20 protein-coding genes and 1 pseudogene are annotated in these 17,492 nt (G+C 43.3%); 8 read left to right on the top strand and 13 right to left on the bottom strand.

The genetic code is table 11. From position 1 onward, the window contains the following. Positions 1-98 precede the first annotated feature (98 nt). Positions 99-290, top strand: a pseudogene (locus H6G03_RS27875) (ATP-binding protein); the annotation flags it as partial. On the opposite strand, the gene biuH reads toward H6G03_RS27875, so the two are convergent. The 9 genes from biuH to H6G03_RS27830 form a co-directional block, all read right to left on the bottom strand. Further along, positions 287-982 carry a biuret amidohydrolase gene (gene biuH, locus H6G03_RS27870; RefSeq protein WP_190471879.1) on the bottom strand — a complete coding sequence of 232 codons (696 nt, stop codon included), beginning with the start codon at positions 980-982 and terminating at the stop codon, positions 287-289. The pseudogene H6G03_RS27875 and the gene biuH sit on opposite strands and share 4 nt — an antisense overlap. 73 nt (positions 983-1,055) lie before the next feature. Next, complete coding sequence (locus tag H6G03_RS27865) at positions 1,056-2,417, bottom strand: hybrid sensor histidine kinase/response regulator (protein WP_190471872.1); 1,362 nt, start codon at positions 2,415-2,417, stop codon at positions 1,056-1,058. Beyond that, positions 2,407-5,094 (bottom strand): hybrid sensor histidine kinase/response regulator, encoded by a 2,688-nt coding sequence (locus H6G03_RS27860; protein ID WP_190471869.1) that lies wholly within the window; start codon positions 5,092-5,094, stop codon positions 2,407-2,409. Before H6G03_RS27860 ends, H6G03_RS27865 begins: the two co-directional genes overlap by 11 nt. 58 nt (positions 5,095-5,152) lie before the next feature. After that, complete coding sequence (locus tag H6G03_RS27855; protein WP_190471866.1) at positions 5,153-6,052, bottom strand: BMP family protein; 900 nt, start codon at positions 6,050-6,052, stop codon at positions 5,153-5,155. Between the two features lie 464 nt (positions 6,053-6,516). Continuing rightward, on the bottom strand, positions 6,517-7,224 hold the full coding sequence (locus tag H6G03_RS27850; protein WP_190471863.1) for an ROK family protein: 708 nt from the start codon (positions 7,222-7,224) through the stop codon (positions 6,517-6,519). A gap of 64 nt (positions 7,225-7,288) precedes the next feature. Beyond that, positions 7,289-8,239, bottom strand: coding sequence for an ABC transporter permease (locus tag H6G03_RS27845; RefSeq protein WP_190471860.1), 951 nt, complete (start codon positions 8,237-8,239; stop codon positions 7,289-7,291). Between the two features lie 75 nt (positions 8,240-8,314). Further along, on the bottom strand, positions 8,315-9,406 hold the full coding sequence (locus H6G03_RS27840; protein ID WP_190471856.1) for an ABC transporter permease: 1,092 nt from the start codon (positions 9,404-9,406) through the stop codon (positions 8,315-8,317). A 160-nt stretch (positions 9,407-9,566) separates the two neighbouring features. Next, positions 9,567-10,787, bottom strand: a complete 1,221-nt coding sequence (locus tag H6G03_RS27835; protein ID WP_190471853.1) for a BMP family ABC transporter substrate-binding protein — start codon at positions 10,785-10,787, stop codon at positions 9,567-9,569. A 142-nt stretch (positions 10,788-10,929) separates the two neighbouring features. Then, entirely contained in the window at positions 10,930-11,325 is a 396-nt protein-coding gene (locus H6G03_RS27830; RefSeq protein WP_190471850.1) for an allophanate hydrolase-related protein, read from the bottom strand. A 4-nt stretch (positions 11,326-11,329) separates the two neighbouring features. Between H6G03_RS27830 and H6G03_RS27825 the strand changes: the two genes are divergently transcribed. Then, complete coding sequence (locus tag H6G03_RS27825; RefSeq protein ID WP_190471848.1) at positions 11,330-12,004, top strand: cysteine hydrolase family protein; 675 nt, start codon at positions 11,330-11,332, stop codon at positions 12,002-12,004. A gap of 24 nt (positions 12,005-12,028) precedes the next feature. Here H6G03_RS27825 and H6G03_RS27820 read toward each other — a convergent pair whose 3' ends face one another. The 4 genes from H6G03_RS27820 to H6G03_RS27805 all read right to left on the bottom strand — a co-directional run bounded on the left by H6G03_RS27820 (position 12,029) and on the right by H6G03_RS27805 (position 14,357). Further along, a complete protein-coding gene (locus H6G03_RS27820) occupies positions 12,029-12,295 on the bottom strand; it encodes a type II toxin-antitoxin system RelE family toxin (protein WP_190471845.1) in 267 nt (88 codons plus the stop codon). Then, entirely contained in the window at positions 12,292-12,501 is a 210-nt protein-coding gene (locus H6G03_RS27815) for a hypothetical protein (protein ID WP_190471841.1), read from the bottom strand. Before H6G03_RS27815 ends, H6G03_RS27820 begins: the two co-directional genes overlap by 4 nt. 216 nt (positions 12,502-12,717) lie before the next feature. Then, on the bottom strand, positions 12,718-13,302 hold the full coding sequence (locus H6G03_RS27810) for a hypothetical protein (protein WP_190471838.1): 585 nt from the start codon (positions 13,300-13,302) through the stop codon (positions 12,718-12,720). A 71-nt stretch (positions 13,303-13,373) separates the two neighbouring features. Then, positions 13,374-14,357 (bottom strand): hypothetical protein, encoded by a 984-nt coding sequence (locus tag H6G03_RS27805; protein WP_190471835.1) that lies wholly within the window; start codon positions 14,355-14,357, stop codon positions 13,374-13,376. Positions 14,358-14,646: 289 nt separating this feature from the next. On the opposite strand from H6G03_RS27805, the gene rpmI reads away from it, so the two are divergent. From rpmI to H6G03_RS38995, 6 genes are all read left to right on the top strand, one after another. Further along, entirely contained in the window at positions 14,647-14,844 is a 198-nt protein-coding gene (gene rpmI, locus H6G03_RS27800; protein ID WP_190471876.1) for a 50S ribosomal protein L35, read from the top strand. Between the two features lie 92 nt (positions 14,845-14,936). Next, complete coding sequence (gene rplT, locus H6G03_RS27795) at positions 14,937-15,290, top strand: 50S ribosomal protein L20 (RefSeq protein WP_190471831.1); 354 nt, start codon at positions 14,937-14,939, stop codon at positions 15,288-15,290. A 58-nt stretch (positions 15,291-15,348) separates the two neighbouring features. Beyond that, positions 15,349-16,125, top strand: a complete 777-nt coding sequence (locus H6G03_RS27790; protein ID WP_456057590.1) for a transporter substrate-binding domain-containing protein — start codon at positions 15,349-15,351, stop codon at positions 16,123-16,125. A 108-nt stretch (positions 16,126-16,233) separates the two neighbouring features. Further along, a complete protein-coding gene (locus H6G03_RS27785) occupies positions 16,234-16,764 on the top strand; it encodes a tetratricopeptide repeat protein (protein ID WP_190471826.1) in 531 nt (176 codons plus the stop codon). Positions 16,765-16,993: 229 nt separating this feature from the next. After that, entirely contained in the window at positions 16,994-17,224 is a 231-nt protein-coding gene (locus tag H6G03_RS27780) for a hypothetical protein (protein WP_190471822.1), read from the top strand. Then, positions 17,199-17,483 carry a type II toxin-antitoxin system RelE family toxin gene (locus H6G03_RS38995; protein WP_190471819.1) on the top strand — a complete coding sequence of 95 codons (285 nt, stop codon included), beginning with the start codon at positions 17,199-17,201 and terminating at the stop codon, positions 17,481-17,483. The genes H6G03_RS27780 and H6G03_RS38995 overlap by 26 nt, the downstream gene beginning before the upstream one ends. Positions 17,484-17,492 lie beyond the last annotated feature (9 nt).

Here is a 17,492-nt window from a genome sequence, read left to right as displayed (position 1 = left end):
TGTCAATTTTTACAATACATTTGTACTATCCGTGGGTAGCGATCGCACTCCTGCAAGTGCCTTAACAAAAGTTCATACAGTGTCGATTACTTTTGTCCGACTACTTATTCACAACCAAACCTGTCGGTCAAGGAACGGGATTGGGATTGTCGATCGCCCACCAAATTGTTGTGGAAAAACACGGCGGTAAGTTAGAGGTTAATTCTTCGTTAGGCGAAGGTTCGGAGTTTGTTATTTCTATTCCGCTAAACTCTTTTTCTTTCCCCCGCTCCCTAGCTCCGACGCCCTAGCCCCTATCCCCTGTTGATATCGCTTTAATAAATGCCTCCGAATCTGCCACTGCTCCAAATACACCGCCTTGCATTTTAATCATCTTTAATGCCGCTAAATAATTGCCGTAATCCGTCGCACCGGTGCAGTCAGATAGCATCAAGCATTCGTAACCGCGATCGTTTGCTTCCCGCATCGTAGTGTGGACGCAAACATCTGTTGTAATTCCACCTAAAACGATATTTTGGATACCTTTACTTTTGAGGATCAAATCCAAATCTGTAGCATAAAACGAACCTTTACCCGGTTTATCTATTATTACTTCTCCTGGCTTAGGTGCGAGTTCTGGAATAATTTCCCATCCCGGTTCGCCGCGTACTAAAATTTTTCCGCAAGGGCCAGGATCGCCAATTCCCGCACCGATTTGACGGCTGCGCCACCGCTTATTTTCTGGCAAATCGGATAAATCGGGTCGATGTCCCTCGCGGGTGTGCATGATATGAAATCCTTGAGCGCGAGCCACTTCTAAAACCTTTTTAATCGGTTCTATCGGGGCGCGAGTTAGCGACAAATCGTAACCCATTTTATCCACATAACCACCGACGCCGCAGAAGTCGGTTTGCATATCAATTATCAGCACAACCGTATTTTCTGGACGCAAATCCCCATTGAACGGATAGGGATACGGATCGGACTCAACAAAACATCCCATATTCAGCAGCATTTGAGTATATTTAAATATCTACTAAATTATGACATTTTTCGGCGTATCAAAAATAACTTTTTTAACTTTTAACTGGCAAGGTAATTACAAATTCCGTTCCTTGACCGGGTGCAGAAATACAACTCAGATCGCCCCCGTGTTTTTCCACGACAATCTGACGACTGATAGACAAACCCAAACCAGTTCCTTTGCCAACCGCCTTCGTGGTAAATAACGGCTCAAATATACGAGCTTTGACTTCTGGTGCTATCCCCATCCCATTGTCCTGTATCCGAATAACTGCTATATCTTTATTTTGTGAAACTTCGGTACGAATCCGAATCGTAGGGTTGCCATATTCCATTTCTTCAATGGCGTCAATGGCGTTGGCAATGATATTCATAAATACCTGATTAATTTGACCGGCGTAGCACTCGACTGGTGGCAATTCTCCATATTCTTTAATCATTTGGATAGGTGGACGGTTTGCTTTCGCTTTCAATCGATGCTTCAAAATCAGGAGGGTGCTATCTATGCCTTCGTGAATGTTGACCGACACTTTAACAGTAGTATCCGCTCGCGAGAAATTCCGCAGAGAAACGCTAATCTGATGAATGCGATCGGTTCCCGTTTTCAGGGATGAAATTAAATTGGGCAAATCTTCTATTAAATAACCTAATTCAATCTTTTCCGCATGACTTTCAATTTCCTCTCCTGGCTCTGGAAATTTTTGCTGATAAAGGCTTAAGTGTTCAATCAAAGATTTGATATATCCTTCAGCGTGGCTGAGATTACCCGCAATAAAGCTCACAGGATTATTAATTTCGTGGGCGACCCCAGCCACCAATTGACCGAGAGCGGACATTTTTTCCTTATGCACTAAATAAGATTGAGCCTGTTGCAATTCTTGCATGGTTTGCTTTAGTTCAGACGTGCGTTCCTCCACCCGTTTTTCTAATTCCTGCGTCAGCTTTTGCAAAGAAATTTCAGCGGCAACTCGATCTTCAACTTCTCGTTTGAGAAGTAAATTTTGCTGTTGCATAATTTTCGTCAAATTATACAATTTTAACTGAGATTTGACGCGGGCTAATACCTCATCTTGCTGAAACGGCTTAGTGATGTAATCGACTGCGCCTAAATTGAGACCTTTGACTTTATCTACCCTGTCAGAGAGGGAAGTCATAAAAATTACTGGTATATCTTTAGTGGACGGGTCTGATTTCAGCTTATAGCAAGTTTCAAATCCATCGATTCCGGGCATCATCACATCTAATAAAATCAGATCTGGTTGGGCATATTTTACCTTTTGGATTGCACTTTCCCCATCTCGCGCTACCAATACTTCAAATCCAGCTTCATCCAAAAAATCGGCGATCGCCCCTAAATTAACGGGGTTATCATCAACAATTAACAGGATAGATTTTTCGCTAGATTCAGCACTCATTTGGATCTGACCTGTATTTACTAATGAACTCCAGAATTTCTTTTTCCTGAAAGTTGTGAGCTAGTTGACGCAAATATTGGACAAAAGGGACAAGTTTTTCATCCATTTGCTCTAACTTGACAGTTTGTCTGGCAATACCCTTGATATTACCTCTCATCGCTAGCTCAAAGAGGATTTCTATTTCTTTTGCTGGGGGAGGAATTAATTCGCCATCTGGAATTTGAGATTTAGTAAGCTCGGCATTTGTATCTTGGCTTTCTTCTGCTGGCTGTGGCTTCGGGGTTTCCTCGTAAATCCATACGATTTCCAAATATTTTTGTAACTTCTGAAATAGCTCATCTGCCTGTACTGGTTTGGGCATAAAATCGTTACCCCCAGCTAACAAACTCTTATGTCGATCGGCTACGAATACGCTAGCAGATGAAACAATTATCACTATATCCTTCAATTCCGGTGACTGCCGAATGCGGCGTATCATCTCAAATCCGTCCAGCACAGGCATAACTAAATCGGTGATAATTAGGTCGGGTTTAAACTCTGCTGCTTTAGTCAAAGCTTCTTCACCGTTTGTTGCTTCTGCCATTTCAAAACCGATTTGCTCTAGCAGATTGACAATCACCGATCGATTTTCCCATTTATCATCTACTACCAGGATTTTACGCCTTTTCCCCTCTACGCCAATAATCTTTTGTTGCTTAATAATAGTGGCTGTTTGTATCCAGTCTTTGGGTTCGGGTAAATCTAAATCTACCCAAAAAGTGCTGCCCATACCGAGTTGGCTTTTTACTTGAATTTTACTGCCCATCATTTGAACAATTTTCTGGCTAATTGCCAATCCCAGTCCGGTTCCTTCTGCTTGATGTTTGCCATTTCCCACCTGCTCGAAAGGCAAAAATATCTTTTCCAATTCCTCCGGACTCATACCTACGCCGGTGTCTTTTACCTCGAAACGAATTTTTTTTATTAGTCTTATATCATTGTCATAATTTGACTCTTTAGTGTCTAATGACTGATAATTTATGACACTTACGTTAAAGTTAACTCCACCTATTTCTGTAAATTTAATTGCATTTCCGAGTAAATTAATCAACACCTGTTGTAAGCGTTTACGATCGGTATGAATGGCTATAGGCAGTTCGCTAGTTGGTTGGTAAACAAACGAGATATCTTTCTGTTCGGCGCGGATGCGGCAGATTTCTACTACGCTTGACAAGAAGGAAGGAAAATAGAAATCTTCTGGATAAAGTTCCATTTTCTTAGCTTCTATTTTAGAAAGATCTAAAATATCCTCGATCAGGGTAAGCAAGTGAGTACCGCACTGGTAAATAATGTTGATGTTGTCCAGTTGTTTTTTAGTTAGATTTTGCGCTCTTTCCAGGATTTGAGCATAACCCAAAATACCGTTGAGAGGGGTTCTCAGTTCGTGGCTCATATTTGCCAAAAATTCGCTTTTAGCTTTGTTGGCAACATCAGCAGCTTCCATCGCTTGCCTAAGCGCGTTTGTGCGTTGTTCGACTCTAATTTCTAACTCTTCATTTGTCTTTTCCAGAGTTCTAAATGACTCCTGTAATTGCTGTGCCATTTGGTTAAACGAACGCGCTAAAATCCCCAGTTCATTGCGGGATTGAATGTGGACGCGAGTGTCGAGATTTCCATCGCTAATTTGGGCGGCGGCAACAGTAAGATTTTCTAGGGGCTTGACGAGCCGCCGAGAGAAACAGAATCCCAATATTATGGCGGTAAATGTTGCGAGGGAGAGGGCTCCTAGCATTACTAAAATCTGATTGTAGACAGGGGCGTATGCTTCGGCTGTTGGTAATTCGACAATAACGCTCCAATCAACGCTGTCAATAGGTGCGATCGCACCCAAAACTTGTTCATTTTTAAGACCCCGGTAGATTGTCAGGGCTTGTGTCTCTGTATCGTGCAAATTTTCAATAAACGGACGCTGGGAAATATCTTCTAGTTTAAATCTCTCTCCAGCACTTCTTTTTTTAGCAATTATAAAGTTGCGATCGTCTATTACGTAAGTATATCCAGTTTTTCCTACTTCCGTCTGGGAAACCACAAAATCGAGGAATTTTAAATTAACTCTAGCCAGTAAAATGCCATCAACTTCATCTTGTAGATTGCGAATGGGAACGGCGATCGTTGTCACTAACTGATGAATTTCCGGATCGATGCTCACAGCATCGACATAATCTTCTTGCCGCTTGAACGATCGCACAAATAGGGGTGTAAGTGCCAGATTACCGAGCCCGACACGATTGTAGGGAGAAACGACTACAACTGGATTTCCCTGACGATTAACAATAGCCACCATTTCGTAAGCATCGTTGTGGCGAGTTAAACCTTCTAGCAAAGTTTGTTTGGTTTCCAGAGGTAGATCAGTTAAACCCCGCACTCTCGCCAAATAACCCAATTTTCTGATCAAATCGTCCATGTAGGCGTCGATTGTTTCAGCAGCAGCTCGCGATCGCGCTTGCTGTAGTAGGTTTGATTGTTTTAATTGGGTTTGGAAACTAGAGTAAATCAGTATTACTCCCGTCGTCAGCAAGCTCGATACCACCAAGAAGACCATCCCAAAACGCAATTGTTTCGCGATGGATAAATTCCACAGCCAAGTTAAATTGCTGTTTAATTTATCTGAACTAGCCTTTTGATTTTCTTGATGCAATTGAACCTCCTTTTCAGAGTATTGCAGCTACTGGCTTACTTCCTTAAAACTAAAGTATTTATGAGGAAATGTCTATTTTACCTGTGATAATATCGTTTTTAATTTTGTTGACTATCTCTTCTTGTTCGGCAGTCAGCGACCCTCGAAAAGGAGCTAATCTTTGCACTTTTTCTCTCAGTCCAAACTTGTATTGCTTACCCTCCCATCGCCCTTTTCTAACTAAAGTTGCTGCCTGTAACAATAACTTTGGAGAATCCTGGATGGCACTGGTCAAGACAGTACCAGGTGCAAGTTGATATAAGTCTTGAATCCATCCTATAGTGTAAATTCCATTTTTTTGGGCTAATTGATGTAAAGGTATACAACCTGGATCGGCATTAGTTGAAATAATATCAACTCCCTCTCTAATGTGGTTTTTTGCAATCATTTGGCACTTTTTTGTGTCTGTCCAATTTCCCACCCATTCTGTTATCACAGTTATATTTGGATTGGTTAATTTTGCGCCTCTCTCAAACAATATCGCCCCTTCTTTTATCAGGGGATAATCTACACCTCCAATAAACGACACCTTATTAGTTTTGGTCTTAAGGGCTGCAACTACACCTGTCAGATAACCTAATTCACCGCTCTGAAAAGATAGCGCACCTAAATTTCTATTATTACCGGGAAAAGTCCCCACTACAGCAAATTTAGTGCGCGGAAATTCTTTGGCCACAATTTCCGCAGCAGCAACAAATCTGCCTCCGTGACCGATAATTAAATCAAAACCTGACTTGGCATATTGCCTGAATACGTTTGTTACTTCCGCTTCAGATAAATAGTTGGTTTTTTCAGTGTAAGCTATTTTCGCTCTCAGTTGCTGTTCGATCGACTTCAACCCTTCGTACCCTGACTGGCTCCAACTGCCATCGTCGATCGCATCCGGTAGGAGTGCGGCGACTTTAAAAGTGCTTAACATTTCAGAGTCAACACTAGGAGCAGTATGCCTACCCGCTCCACCACAGCCGATCGCAATAAATGGTAGAATTCCTAGAAATAGGTATATTATAAAGATAATCAATCGGCGCATTTGGCTGAGAGACCTATATTTTCAGTTAAATTCCCAGACGCTTACGAATCAGCGAGCCCGCTCCCATAGATAAAATATTTTTATCTAAAATGTCTGACCGATCGCCCTCCTAAAAATTTCGGTGAGAGTATTTTTCACATTATTGATATTGTTATACAATTACCTATAAGTGTTCGGCAACTAAATATGGAAAAGTTTACATAGGCAAGTATGGGCAAGAGTTTTTCATCTTGTTACTGAAGAAATAGCAATCCTACTATCTACTTAGTAGAAGTATTACGCGATGCCTGTAACAATAATGAAAAATTTTTTCTCCCCACTAGCCTGTGTATTTTAAAGTCAGGTTTACAGTACTATTCTCGCCACAAAGCTATGCCCCCTAATAACCCATTCACATTAGGTACTATTTTGGCATTAGGCGGCAAATTTATCGTCATTTCATCTGTGTTACCGCCGCCAATATAGAGTTGGTCGTAATTGAACAAATGCTCTAAGCAGTAAATAGCTTTTTCCAGACGGGAGTTCCATTTTTTCTTGCCAACTTCGTCTAAAGCAGCACGTCCCAGTTGTTCTTCGTAGGTTTGACCTTTGCGAAACGGATGGTGACCCATTTCTAAATTCGGCACTAATTTACCGTTGATAAATAATGCCGATCCGAAGCCTGTACCCAGTGTAATTACTAATTCCACTCCATGCCCAGAAATTGCGCCAAAACCCTGAATATCTGCATCGTTGGCGACGCGCACAGGTTTGTTTAATTTCTGGGAAAGAACTGTTGCTAGATCGAAATCGATCCAATCCGGATCTAAGTTTACCGCAGTTTTAATGATGCCGTTTTGCACTACGCCGGGAAAGCCTACCGAGATGCGATCGAAGTCACCTTGTCCTGCGGCTAAATCTGCGATCGCATTTATTATCGGTTCTGTTTTGGGGGGTTGCGGTGTCGGTACTCGCTTGCGTTCTGTTCGAGGAGTGCCATCTTCGTTCAAAACCATGACTTTGACGCCACTACCGCCGATATCTACCGTCAGGGTGGCAATATTTCCGTTTGCTTGAGCCATTAGCGTTTATGTTAGATCTTCATTACCGCTATTTTATGCAATTTGCAGTTATTTTCGTCGCTCGCTAATTTTCCGTCCCCAACGCTCCCGGTGCGCCGCTAAGCGTCCGTTTCGGCGAACAAGTGATAATCATGATTAGCAATGTCAGGATATACGGCGAAGCATTGAACAGATAATAATAGGAATTGACGCCAACCGATTGCAATGCAGGGCCGATCGCTTGCGCCCCACCAAATAGCAAAGCCGCATACAAGCATTGTATCGGATTCCAACGAGCGAAAATTACCAGCGCCACTGCCATCAAACCTTGTCCGCTGGAAATGCGTTCTGTCCAGCTACCGGGATAATATAAAGATAAGTATGCCCCACCGATCCCAGCCAGAAAACTCCCAGCAATAATGCTGAGCATTCTAATTTTATAAACTGAAATTCCCATTGCTTTAGCTGCTTCGGGACTATCGCCAACCGCTCTTATGTATAAACCCCAACGAGTGGATTTAAAAAACCACTGCATCGCCGGTGCGATCGCCACACCCAAAAGAAAGAGCGGACTAATTTTCAGCGCCGCTTTTATTGAAGGAATATCGCTCCAATTCCCTAACTCAAAAGCAGGTAATTGCGGTGCTACTGGCTGAATAAAAGGTTTCCCTAAGAAAAATGCTATGCCGCTGCCAAAAATAATCATGGCAATGCCGACAGCAACATCGTTTACCTTTTGTTGTTGTGCCAGCCAAGCGTGAATTGTACCCAGTAGCATTCCTGCAAAACCAGCAGTTATGACACCAAGCCAAGGCGCAAGCCAAGATGGAATTCCGTTGGCACTGCTGAGGTAAGATATTGCATAAGCACTCATGGCTCCCATCAATAGGGTTCCTTCCAAACCGAGATTAATTTTGCCGCTTTTTTCTGTTAGGCATTCACCCAGACTAACGAATAGAAAGGGCGCACTACCTCGGATTGTTCCTGCTGCGATCGCCAGCGGTACTCCCCACCAGCCTATACTTTCTGCTGCCATAAGACGATTTTGGATTTTGGATTTTGGATTTTGGATTTCCTGCAATTAGTCTTTTGAAAATTGACAATGACTAATTTATGTTTGTGGATTGATGTTTGGGGCTGATATTTGAGGTCGAACGCCTTCTTTAAAGATGGCAAAACGTCCGTACAGAGACTCGCTGAAAAGAATTACCAAAAATACAACTCCTTGGAAAACCAAAACAGTTGCATCGGGCAATTGATGCGCCCTTTGCAGGATGCCACCGCTCGCAAGAATTCCGCCTAGAATAACTGAAACCACCACGGCGGCTAGAGGATTTTGCCGCGCAATAAACGCAACCAAAATGCCGCTGTAACCGTAATTAGCATTCAGCGATTCGTTAGCGCGACCGTGTACCGCCGCCACTTCTACCATACCTGCTAAACCCGCACAAGACCCGGCTAGGAAACAAATAATTAAAGTTAGTTTCCCTACTGGCAATCCAGCGATTTTGGCAGCCCGAATATTACCGCCAACTGTTCTGGTAGCAAACCCAAAAGTGGTACGCTGAATGAGGAAGTAAGCGATCGCGCAAGCAATAATCCCGTAAATTAAACCGTAATGAACGCGAGATCCCGGTATATTTCCCAACATATCGGCATCGGGAATTGGGTAGCTGGAGGGCTTGTTGAGACTGCTGGGGTCGCGCATTGGCCCACCAACCATGTGGTTGAGGAGGGCGATCGCAATATAATTCAACAACAAGCTGCTAATCGTTTCGTTAACGCCTCGGTAATGGCGTAAGGCCCCAACAGCGGCAATCCACAAACCACCAGCAATAAGTCCTGCCAAAGCCATCGCCAACTGCACGACAAAAGGCCCAGTACCCTGCATCGCCAGCCCTGTAGCTACAGCAGATAAACCACCGATAACGATCGCCCCTTCATTACCGATGATTACCAAACCCAAACGCGCAGGTAACGCCGTACACAGGGAACTCAGCATCAAAGGCGCGGCCCGAATTAACGTGTTCTGGAACGAATACCAATTGCCAAAAGCTGCCTTATAAATTGAGGCGTATACGGCAAAGGGATTAGCACCCGATGCCGCACAAAACACACCGAATATTAGCAGCGAAATCGCCAACGCTGCTACCGGAATGCAAATTTTTTCTAACGTTGTTCGCCAACTTTGTGCGATCGCCATAATCTAGCTTTTCTTATTCAAATTTAACTTTGACGCACTAACCCCCAGCCCTTCGCCCTTTTTTCTTTTGACTTTTGACTTTTGACTTTTGACTTTTGCCTTTTGACTTTTGCCTTTTGACTTTTGACTTTTGCCTTTTGACTTTTGACTTTTGACTTACCTAACTGCTAGTACTACCAATCACGCCTTCTACCAGCCAATTCATCTTTTCCAATTCCGGGTCTTGCTGTTTGTACTCCTTCGCTGAAGCGATCTTTGTTTTTCCTGTATTATCTTTAATTTCTCCTTTATAAATTACCATACTGCCATCCATAAACTTCGCTTTAGCTGCCTCTGCTTCCTTCTTCGCCGCTTCGCTAACAGCTTGACCGTAGTCTGAAAGTTTACAAAAACCATCCTTCAAACCACCACGCACCAGATGCGGGATTCCTCCGTTCATCAAAGTTTTGCCATCGCGAATCATTTCTGCATATTTGGAATAGACATTTGTCCAATCCCACTCCGCACCGGTAAGATATCCTTTAGGAGCGAGATTTGCTTGATTCGCATGGTAACCGCTACAGAAAACACCCCGTTTTTCCGCAGTTTCCATCACCACTTTGGGACTGTCTACGTGACAAGTCAGCACATCAACTCCTTGGTCGATCATGCTATTAGCAGCTTCGGCTTCTTTAACAGGCAAAGACCAGTCACCTGTGAAGATAACTTGAGTTGTAACTTTAGGATTAACGCTGCGTGCGCCTAAAGTAAAACTGTTGATATTTCGGATTAGTTGCGGGATGGGTTTGGCAGCGACGAATCCTAATTTGCCAGTTTTACTCGTGGACGCGGCAACAATTCCTGCGATGTACTGCGCTTCATCAATATAGCCATAGTAACTGCCCACATTTTTCGGGTGTTTTCCTTCTTCGTAGAGTCCGCCGCAGTGGAAGAATTGTACTTCGGGATATTCTTGGGCAAGTTTCAAGATATGCGGATCGAAGTAACCAAAAGATGTCGGAAACAAGACTGTACAACCGTCCTGTTCGATCATGTTCCGCATCGCTTCCTGTACTTCTGTAGTTTCGGGAACGTTGGCTTGCTCTACAGTTTTTACCCAAGGTAATTTTGCAACTCCCTCTTTTCCTAGCGCGTGGGCTTGGTTGTATCCATAATCGTCTTTGGGGCCTACATAAATAAATCCCATTGTTATTTGTTTGACAGCCCCAGTTGAACCTGTACTTGAAGTCGAATTAGTTGAGCTTGCTGGACTTGTGGGATTCGATGGTGTGTTTGGGGTACATCCAGTCCAAAGACGCGAACTCACTCCAAAAGCTGTTGTAGCTAAAATACCGCGTATGACTTGACGACGATTTAAGTTAAATGGGCGTCTGATACTCACTTTCTAGCCCTCCTTTGACAGGGGTAAATGTATTTCTATATTAAGTTCTGCTCTAAGACAGATGACATCAATCGGTTGACCAGTCAATCTAATCACTGTATTACATAGATTTTTGTACTTTGCAATACATTTGGCACACAAGTTATGCTTTATCCTTGCCTAAATCACCTATATAAGCACGCCAGCCACCCCACTGGGTAATTTCCCGCTTACCTTCACAAAGAAGCGATTCGCCTAAAACGCCCAGTACTTCTTGGCCATCTGCCAAACGCACTTTGCCGATGCACAATCCGGGGGGTTCTTGCTGTAAAATTGTGCAGATGCCAGATGTGGGAACAGCCCAAACTTCAACGACGATCGCATTCCCACCATTACTTACCCGCATCATTGCCGGATGGCGATCGTCGATCGACCACAACCGATAAACTGGTTCTGTCAAGGCTTCTCGCACAAAAGTAGCTCCCACAGCCAACAGGTTTGGATTCAATTCCAAACCTCGCATTAATGTACCATTTACAGCTAAATGTACGGTTTCCATAATTATGATTTTTATTTCTGCCCAACCTTATGATTATGAACTGCCAGATGCAACTAAGGTGGCGTTAATTGTCATCGATATGCAGCGAGATTTTCTCGAACCTGGGGGTTTTGGCGAAGCTTTGGGTAACGATGTTACTAGGCTCCAAAGCATTGTACCCACAGTGAGGAAGTTATTGGATGCTTTTCGCGATCGCCATCTTCCCATTATCCACACGATCGAATGTCACAAACCGGATCTTTCCGACTGTCCTCCCGCCAAGCTTAACCGAGGCAAAGGCAAATTGAAAATCGGCGATGTAGGCCCTTTGGGACGTATTTTAGTGTTAGGAGAACCCGGTAATGCCATTATTTCCGAACTTTCACCTTTACCTGGTGAAACGGTAATTACCAAACCGGGTAAGGGCGCTTTTTATCATACCGATTTAGAATATTTATTGCGCGATAAAGGCATCACTCATCTGCTATTTGCTGGAGTGACAACGGAAGTTTGCGTGCAGACAACCATGCGCGAAGCTAACGACCGAGGATTTGAGTCTTTGCTAATAGAAGATGCGACCGAAAGTTATTTTCCCGAATTCAAACAAGCTACAATTGAAATGATTCGCGCTCAAGGCGGTATTGTGGGCTGGACGACAACTGCTGAAAATGTTTTGCAAGGGTTGGGAAAGATTGGTTAACTGGAATATACATCTATACACAAATTATGGAAAGTACCTGTACACTTCTTTTCTGTGCAGGACTCTCACAAAAATGACCGTACCCTCATTTACTGCGATACCGATTCTATATTCTCCTACTCTAATGCGATAATAGTCACCGTCCGCTTTGACTTTTTTAATATTGCTCAGATTGCCCAGATTTTCGGCGCTCTCGACTTCTTCAATTACCGCCTTAATCCTTTGCAGTAATGCTTCATTCCGCAGATTACCCAAATCTTTCTCAAAGCTTTTTCTGAACTCTACGTTCATCCTTTACCTTCCAAAAGCTTGAAAATAGCATCTCGGCTGACTGGCTCGGTATTTTCACCTTCTCTAATAGCCTTTTCTAAGGCTATGTCTTCTACGATTTCTGCCAATAAATCAGAGAAGACCTCTTTTTGCTCAGAAAGTACCTCAACCAGCGCTGTTTTCAGCAGCTCTTTTAGTTTGCTTTCCTCTATGGTAATTTCAGCCATATATTCTCCTACTGAGGTGTTTAACTCATATTAGCAGAAAATTGCTTAATAGGTATTGCGATCGTCCAGATCTACATATTTATATTCGGTATTGCTGAAAGACATCCTTCTGACTTCGCTAGTTATATCTGAAATTATCTTATCGCGTACTTTAGATATGTGGCGATCGCACTCTTTTTGCCTTACTTTCCAGATGCGATCGCCATCAAATCGATATTAAGCAGCGCCAGCAGCTTGCTTTTCTTTAGTTTTATCTTTCATATCCCGTCTTCCCCAAGGTTTGATAATCGAAATAGCAATAATCGCTAACAGGCAAAAAGTCTGAATACTTCCACCAGTAATTACCGCTTTGATATCAAACATAAACAGCGGATTCGTAAGCGCTTTGATTCTTTCGGCGTCAGAAATCGCCGTCATAGCATTTGTCCAAGGGCCAAGCCAGAATGTACCGAAGGTAATCAGCACAGTTGTGGCGATCCACTTCACAATTACCCAGTAAAATTTAAAGAATCCCCAAACAGTTAACCAGCAAAGTAATGCTCCTGTTACAGAAGAAGCGATCGCTGCCGGAATTACCACAAAATCATCCAGCAACTTCACAACAGAATTAATCGCGTAAAGTTCATCTCCGTTCTGGGTGTGAAGGTTACTCAACCCAATCAAAACCATACTTAAAGCTGTCCCAAACCAAATCGATCCGGAAGCAACATGAGCAGATACGAGCCAGCTTTTTGCCGTTCCAGTTAGCTTCTTGCTTGCTTGCTCTTTCTTCTCCTTAACTGCAACTGATTTGTTCGCCATTTTTGCATCTCCTTATGTTTGGATAAGTGTTTTTCTTCAAAATATGCTCGATCGCTACAAGCTTTATCAAACTAATTAGAAGTAGACTTAGGCTTCCTTCCCGCGTTCCTGACATTAACCACTTTGTTTAGGATCTCAAACCAAAATGGTGCCCCCATAGAAATAGCAACAGCCGTTAAAATCCAGCCCCAAATTACTTTAACTATACCTCGCCAGTCCCAATTCCCCATCGGCGCAATCGATTGCTGTTCTTGCAATTGCTTTAAGGGGTTACCGATATTCCAGCCTATTGGTAACGATGAGATATCATTTAAAGCTGTATGAACATTTTCTCGCAAAGGTAGCAAACATTTATCCTTACTTGCTTGGTCTTTCGCAGTATTTAAACATTGTACGATCGCATCCGAATTTCTCGCCAATATTTCCTCGCTAACTTGACTCACAGTCGAGCGCAATACTTCATCTTTGTATAATCTTTGCATCAGGTAAACCGTATCGGCGTTAGCCATAACTGCAACCGCTAATCCAATCAAGAAAGATACCCCTTTCGCATTGCGTTTGTATACTCCCGATGCTCGCGCCATCGTTTCATCGAACCAAGTTGCGATTTCATGTTGTAAATCTTGAATTGCCGGTTCTATCCCCCGGTCTTGATTTTGAATTTTTTTCGCAAAAGCAGACAAAATATCTTTTAATTTGGGCGGCAAATCCGAGCTAGTTATTTTTGTTTCAACAGCTGCAATGCTTTGCGAACCTTTGAAATATAAATTTAAAATATCTACTAAAGCATAGGCAAACATTTCTGAAGGGATATAAGATGGGCCAACAGAATTTCTTTTGTGACCTGCCTGATTCAGAGATTTAATTAAATCGTGAGCGTAGAATTGCTCCGTCAGGTTTTTATTCAAAAGAGTTCTGATAGAATTTTTGAGTTGCTTGGCTCTCCACTCGCGAAAAGTCGCGATCGCTTCCTGAATTTCTGAAGTGAGCAAACTCAAAATCAGATAAATAAAAATTAAACCTATGGCAACATTAACAATTGTAGGTACATCCATTTTTTTCTCACTGGTAATAGGTCACTGGATTTTGGATGAGAGGATTTTAGATGAGAGGATTAGTTCCGCCTTGAACATTGTAGAGACGTCTCATGAAACGTCTCCACAATATTTGGAAAAATTTTTTGATGATTCCCTTTGAAATGGGAACGTTGAAACCCCTTTTTTCGGTGAATAAAATTAAATTATTATAGTTGTGAATATCTATCTGTTACAATTACTCGAATCTACTTGATTACAGATAAAGCTTATGGTAGCATAATAGATCGTGTCCGAGAAAGGTCAGCCCATGCCAAAAGTCAAAACTCGCAAATCGGCGGCAAAGCGGTTCAGAGCAACCGGAAGCGGCAAAATCATGCGCCGCCACTCTTTTAAGAACCACTTGCTACAGCACAAAAGCGCCAAGCGGAAACGTCATCTATCTAACCCAGCAGTTGTGGACGAAAGAGACGAAGAAAACGTGCGCCTGATGCTCCCCTATCTCTAGGGACTCCTGGCGGTGCGTTACGCTGCACTAAGTTTGCCTAATGCACCTACACAAGTAATCCAAAATCTAAAATCCTCTCATCCAAAATCGATATGACAAGAGTAAAACGCGGTAACGTTGCTCGCAAACGTCGCAAGAAAGTTCTCAAACTGGCGAAAGGATTTCGCGGTTCCCACTCCACGCTGTTTCGCACAGCCAATCAACAAGTAATGAAGGCGTTGCGGAATTCCTATCGCGATCGCAAAAAACGCAAGCGCGATTTCCGCCGTCTCTGGATCACCCGCATCAACGCCGCCGCGCATCTGCACGGCGTCAGCTACAGCCAACTGATGGGCAACCTCAAAAAAGCCAACATCGAACTCAATCGCAAAATGCTCGCCCAACTCGCCATCCTCGATCCGGAGAGTTTCGGCAAAGTTGTCGAATTGGCTTCCAAAGCTAAATAAAAGTCAAAAGTCAAAAGTCAAAAGTCAAAAAAAAGGATTGAAAAATCTGCTCTTTGTTTTGCCTTTTTACCTAGTTCCCTGGCTGTGCCTGGGAACACTTTTGCCTTTTGCCAGCAATGCCGCCGAACTCAAAGAAATTCAGGAACGGGGCTACTTAATTGTTGGTGTAAAAGATAACTTGCGTCCTATGGGTTTTCGGGATGCGACAGGCAACCTGCAAGGGTTAGAAATTGACTTGGCACGAGGTTTGGCAGCAGAATTGTTGGGGCGTTCCGATGCCGTCAAGTTCGAGCCAGTGGCAAATCGCGATCGCCTTGACGTTGTGTTGCGGGGCAAAGTCGATCTTACCATTGCCAGAGTTACGGCCACCGAACCCCGCGCCCGCTTAGTTAACTTTAGCCCACCCTACTATTTTGATGGCATCGCCTTGGTGACAAAAGATGCCACAGTGCAACAGCTCGATGATATTCGGCAAGCGAAAATTGCCGTTCTGTTCGGTTCCAGCACCATCCCCAAACTGCGGTATCAGTTACCCGCCGCCCAGCTCGTCGGTGTGGCATCCTATGAAGAAGCGCGATCGCTCCTCGAAGCTGGCGGCGCAGTTGCCTTTGCCGCCGATGTCAGCATCCTCACCGGTTGGGTACAGGAATATCCCCAATATCGCTTAGTACCAACCCTGCTTTCCGCCGAACCCCTAGCTGTAGTAATGCCCAAGGGATTGCAGTACGATGAATTGCGGCGGCGGGTCAATCGGGCGATCGATCGCTGGAGATCCGACGGTTGGTTACAGCAACGAGCTATCTATTGGGGACTGCCTTGGGATACCTTAAAATAAAGTTTTGAGATGTGAGGAATGTGTTTTGAGTTTTCTACAAAACCAAAAATTCCCACTCAGCACTCAGCATTCAACACCCAACACTGAAAATTCCCGCTTTAAAAACCTATGCAAAGCCAGCTTCCCATTGTTTATATCTCTATATTGCTCGTACTGCTATCTGGAACCGCTTGGTTGATTTTTCAGCAAGTCTTCAAAACTCGCAAAGTTGAAACCACACTTACACGCCTGCAAAACAAGCTGAAAAACGAGAAAGGCACTGCTCAAGAGTATTACGAATTGGGCAGCATTTATCTCGATAAAAAGCTGTTCTCTCAGTCCGTCCAAGTCTTCCAAAGGGCACTTAAAGCCGCCGAAGAGGAAGCACCCCAAAATACTGCCCTCATTTACAACGGATTGGGCTTTGCCTACTTTGCTCAAGAGCAATACGACGCGGCAATTCGCAACTACAAAGAAGCCCTAAAACTCCAACCAAATTATCCCACTGCACTCAACAATTTAGGTCATGCCTACGAGAAAAAGAAGTTAACCGCACAAGCACTGCAAACTTACGACGAAGCTTTGAAGTACGAACCCAACAATTCCACTGCTAAGCGCCGCGCCGAATCCCTGCGTAAGCGACTCGTCCCATCCACTTAAAAAAGTAGGGTGGGCAATGCCCACCAAGCTAGTTTCGATCTGTTCGAGAAACCCGGTTTTTCTAAAAAAACCGGGTTTCTTGCTTAGAAAGCGGATGTTGTTAATCGTGTTAGATTTACCCAGCCAAGTTTAATTGCAATCGATCTTAACTACCTGTAACTAATATCGGTATAGTCTCCCAGAGATATTTGCAGCTACAATATTTTATAGATGATGTCGTTGAGTAACTATGAATACTACAGAAATTCGTCAGCAAGCAAAGGAATATGTAGAGCAACTGTCGCCAGAAAGACTCCTTGTGGCTGTTGACTTTTTAGCTTATTTAGTAGAGCGTGAAAGTAATGAAGCCACGGAAGAATTATTGCAAATTCCTGGTTTTCAAGAAGCTTTTGCCAAAGCCAAAAAAAATATAGCAGCAGGTAAGGTGATTCCCGTTGACCAACTCAAACGAAAATACTGATTTATATACAGTCGCAATCAGTTCTGACGCACAGGAGTTTTTTGAAGCAGCATCGGCTCAATTGCAACGTAAGTTAGATCGATGCTTCGAGATGCTGAAAATTAATCCTCGCAATCATCCAAATATTAAGCCACTTAAAGGTGATTTAGCTGGATATTATAGATATCGAGTTGGAGATTACCGGGTAGTTTATGCAATTAATGATGAACAACAAGTGGTAGTTGTAGCTATTATTGCTCATCGCCGTGAGGTTTATTAATGCGAGTTT

This window comes from Aerosakkonema funiforme FACHB-1375 (assembly GCF_014696265.1).
Taxonomy (GTDB): Bacteria; Cyanobacteriota; Cyanobacteriia; order Cyanobacteriales; family Aerosakkonemataceae; genus Aerosakkonema; species Aerosakkonema funiforme_A.
Note: the sequence above shows the minus strand (reverse complement) of the source record. Positions and strands in the feature narration are given on the sequence as shown.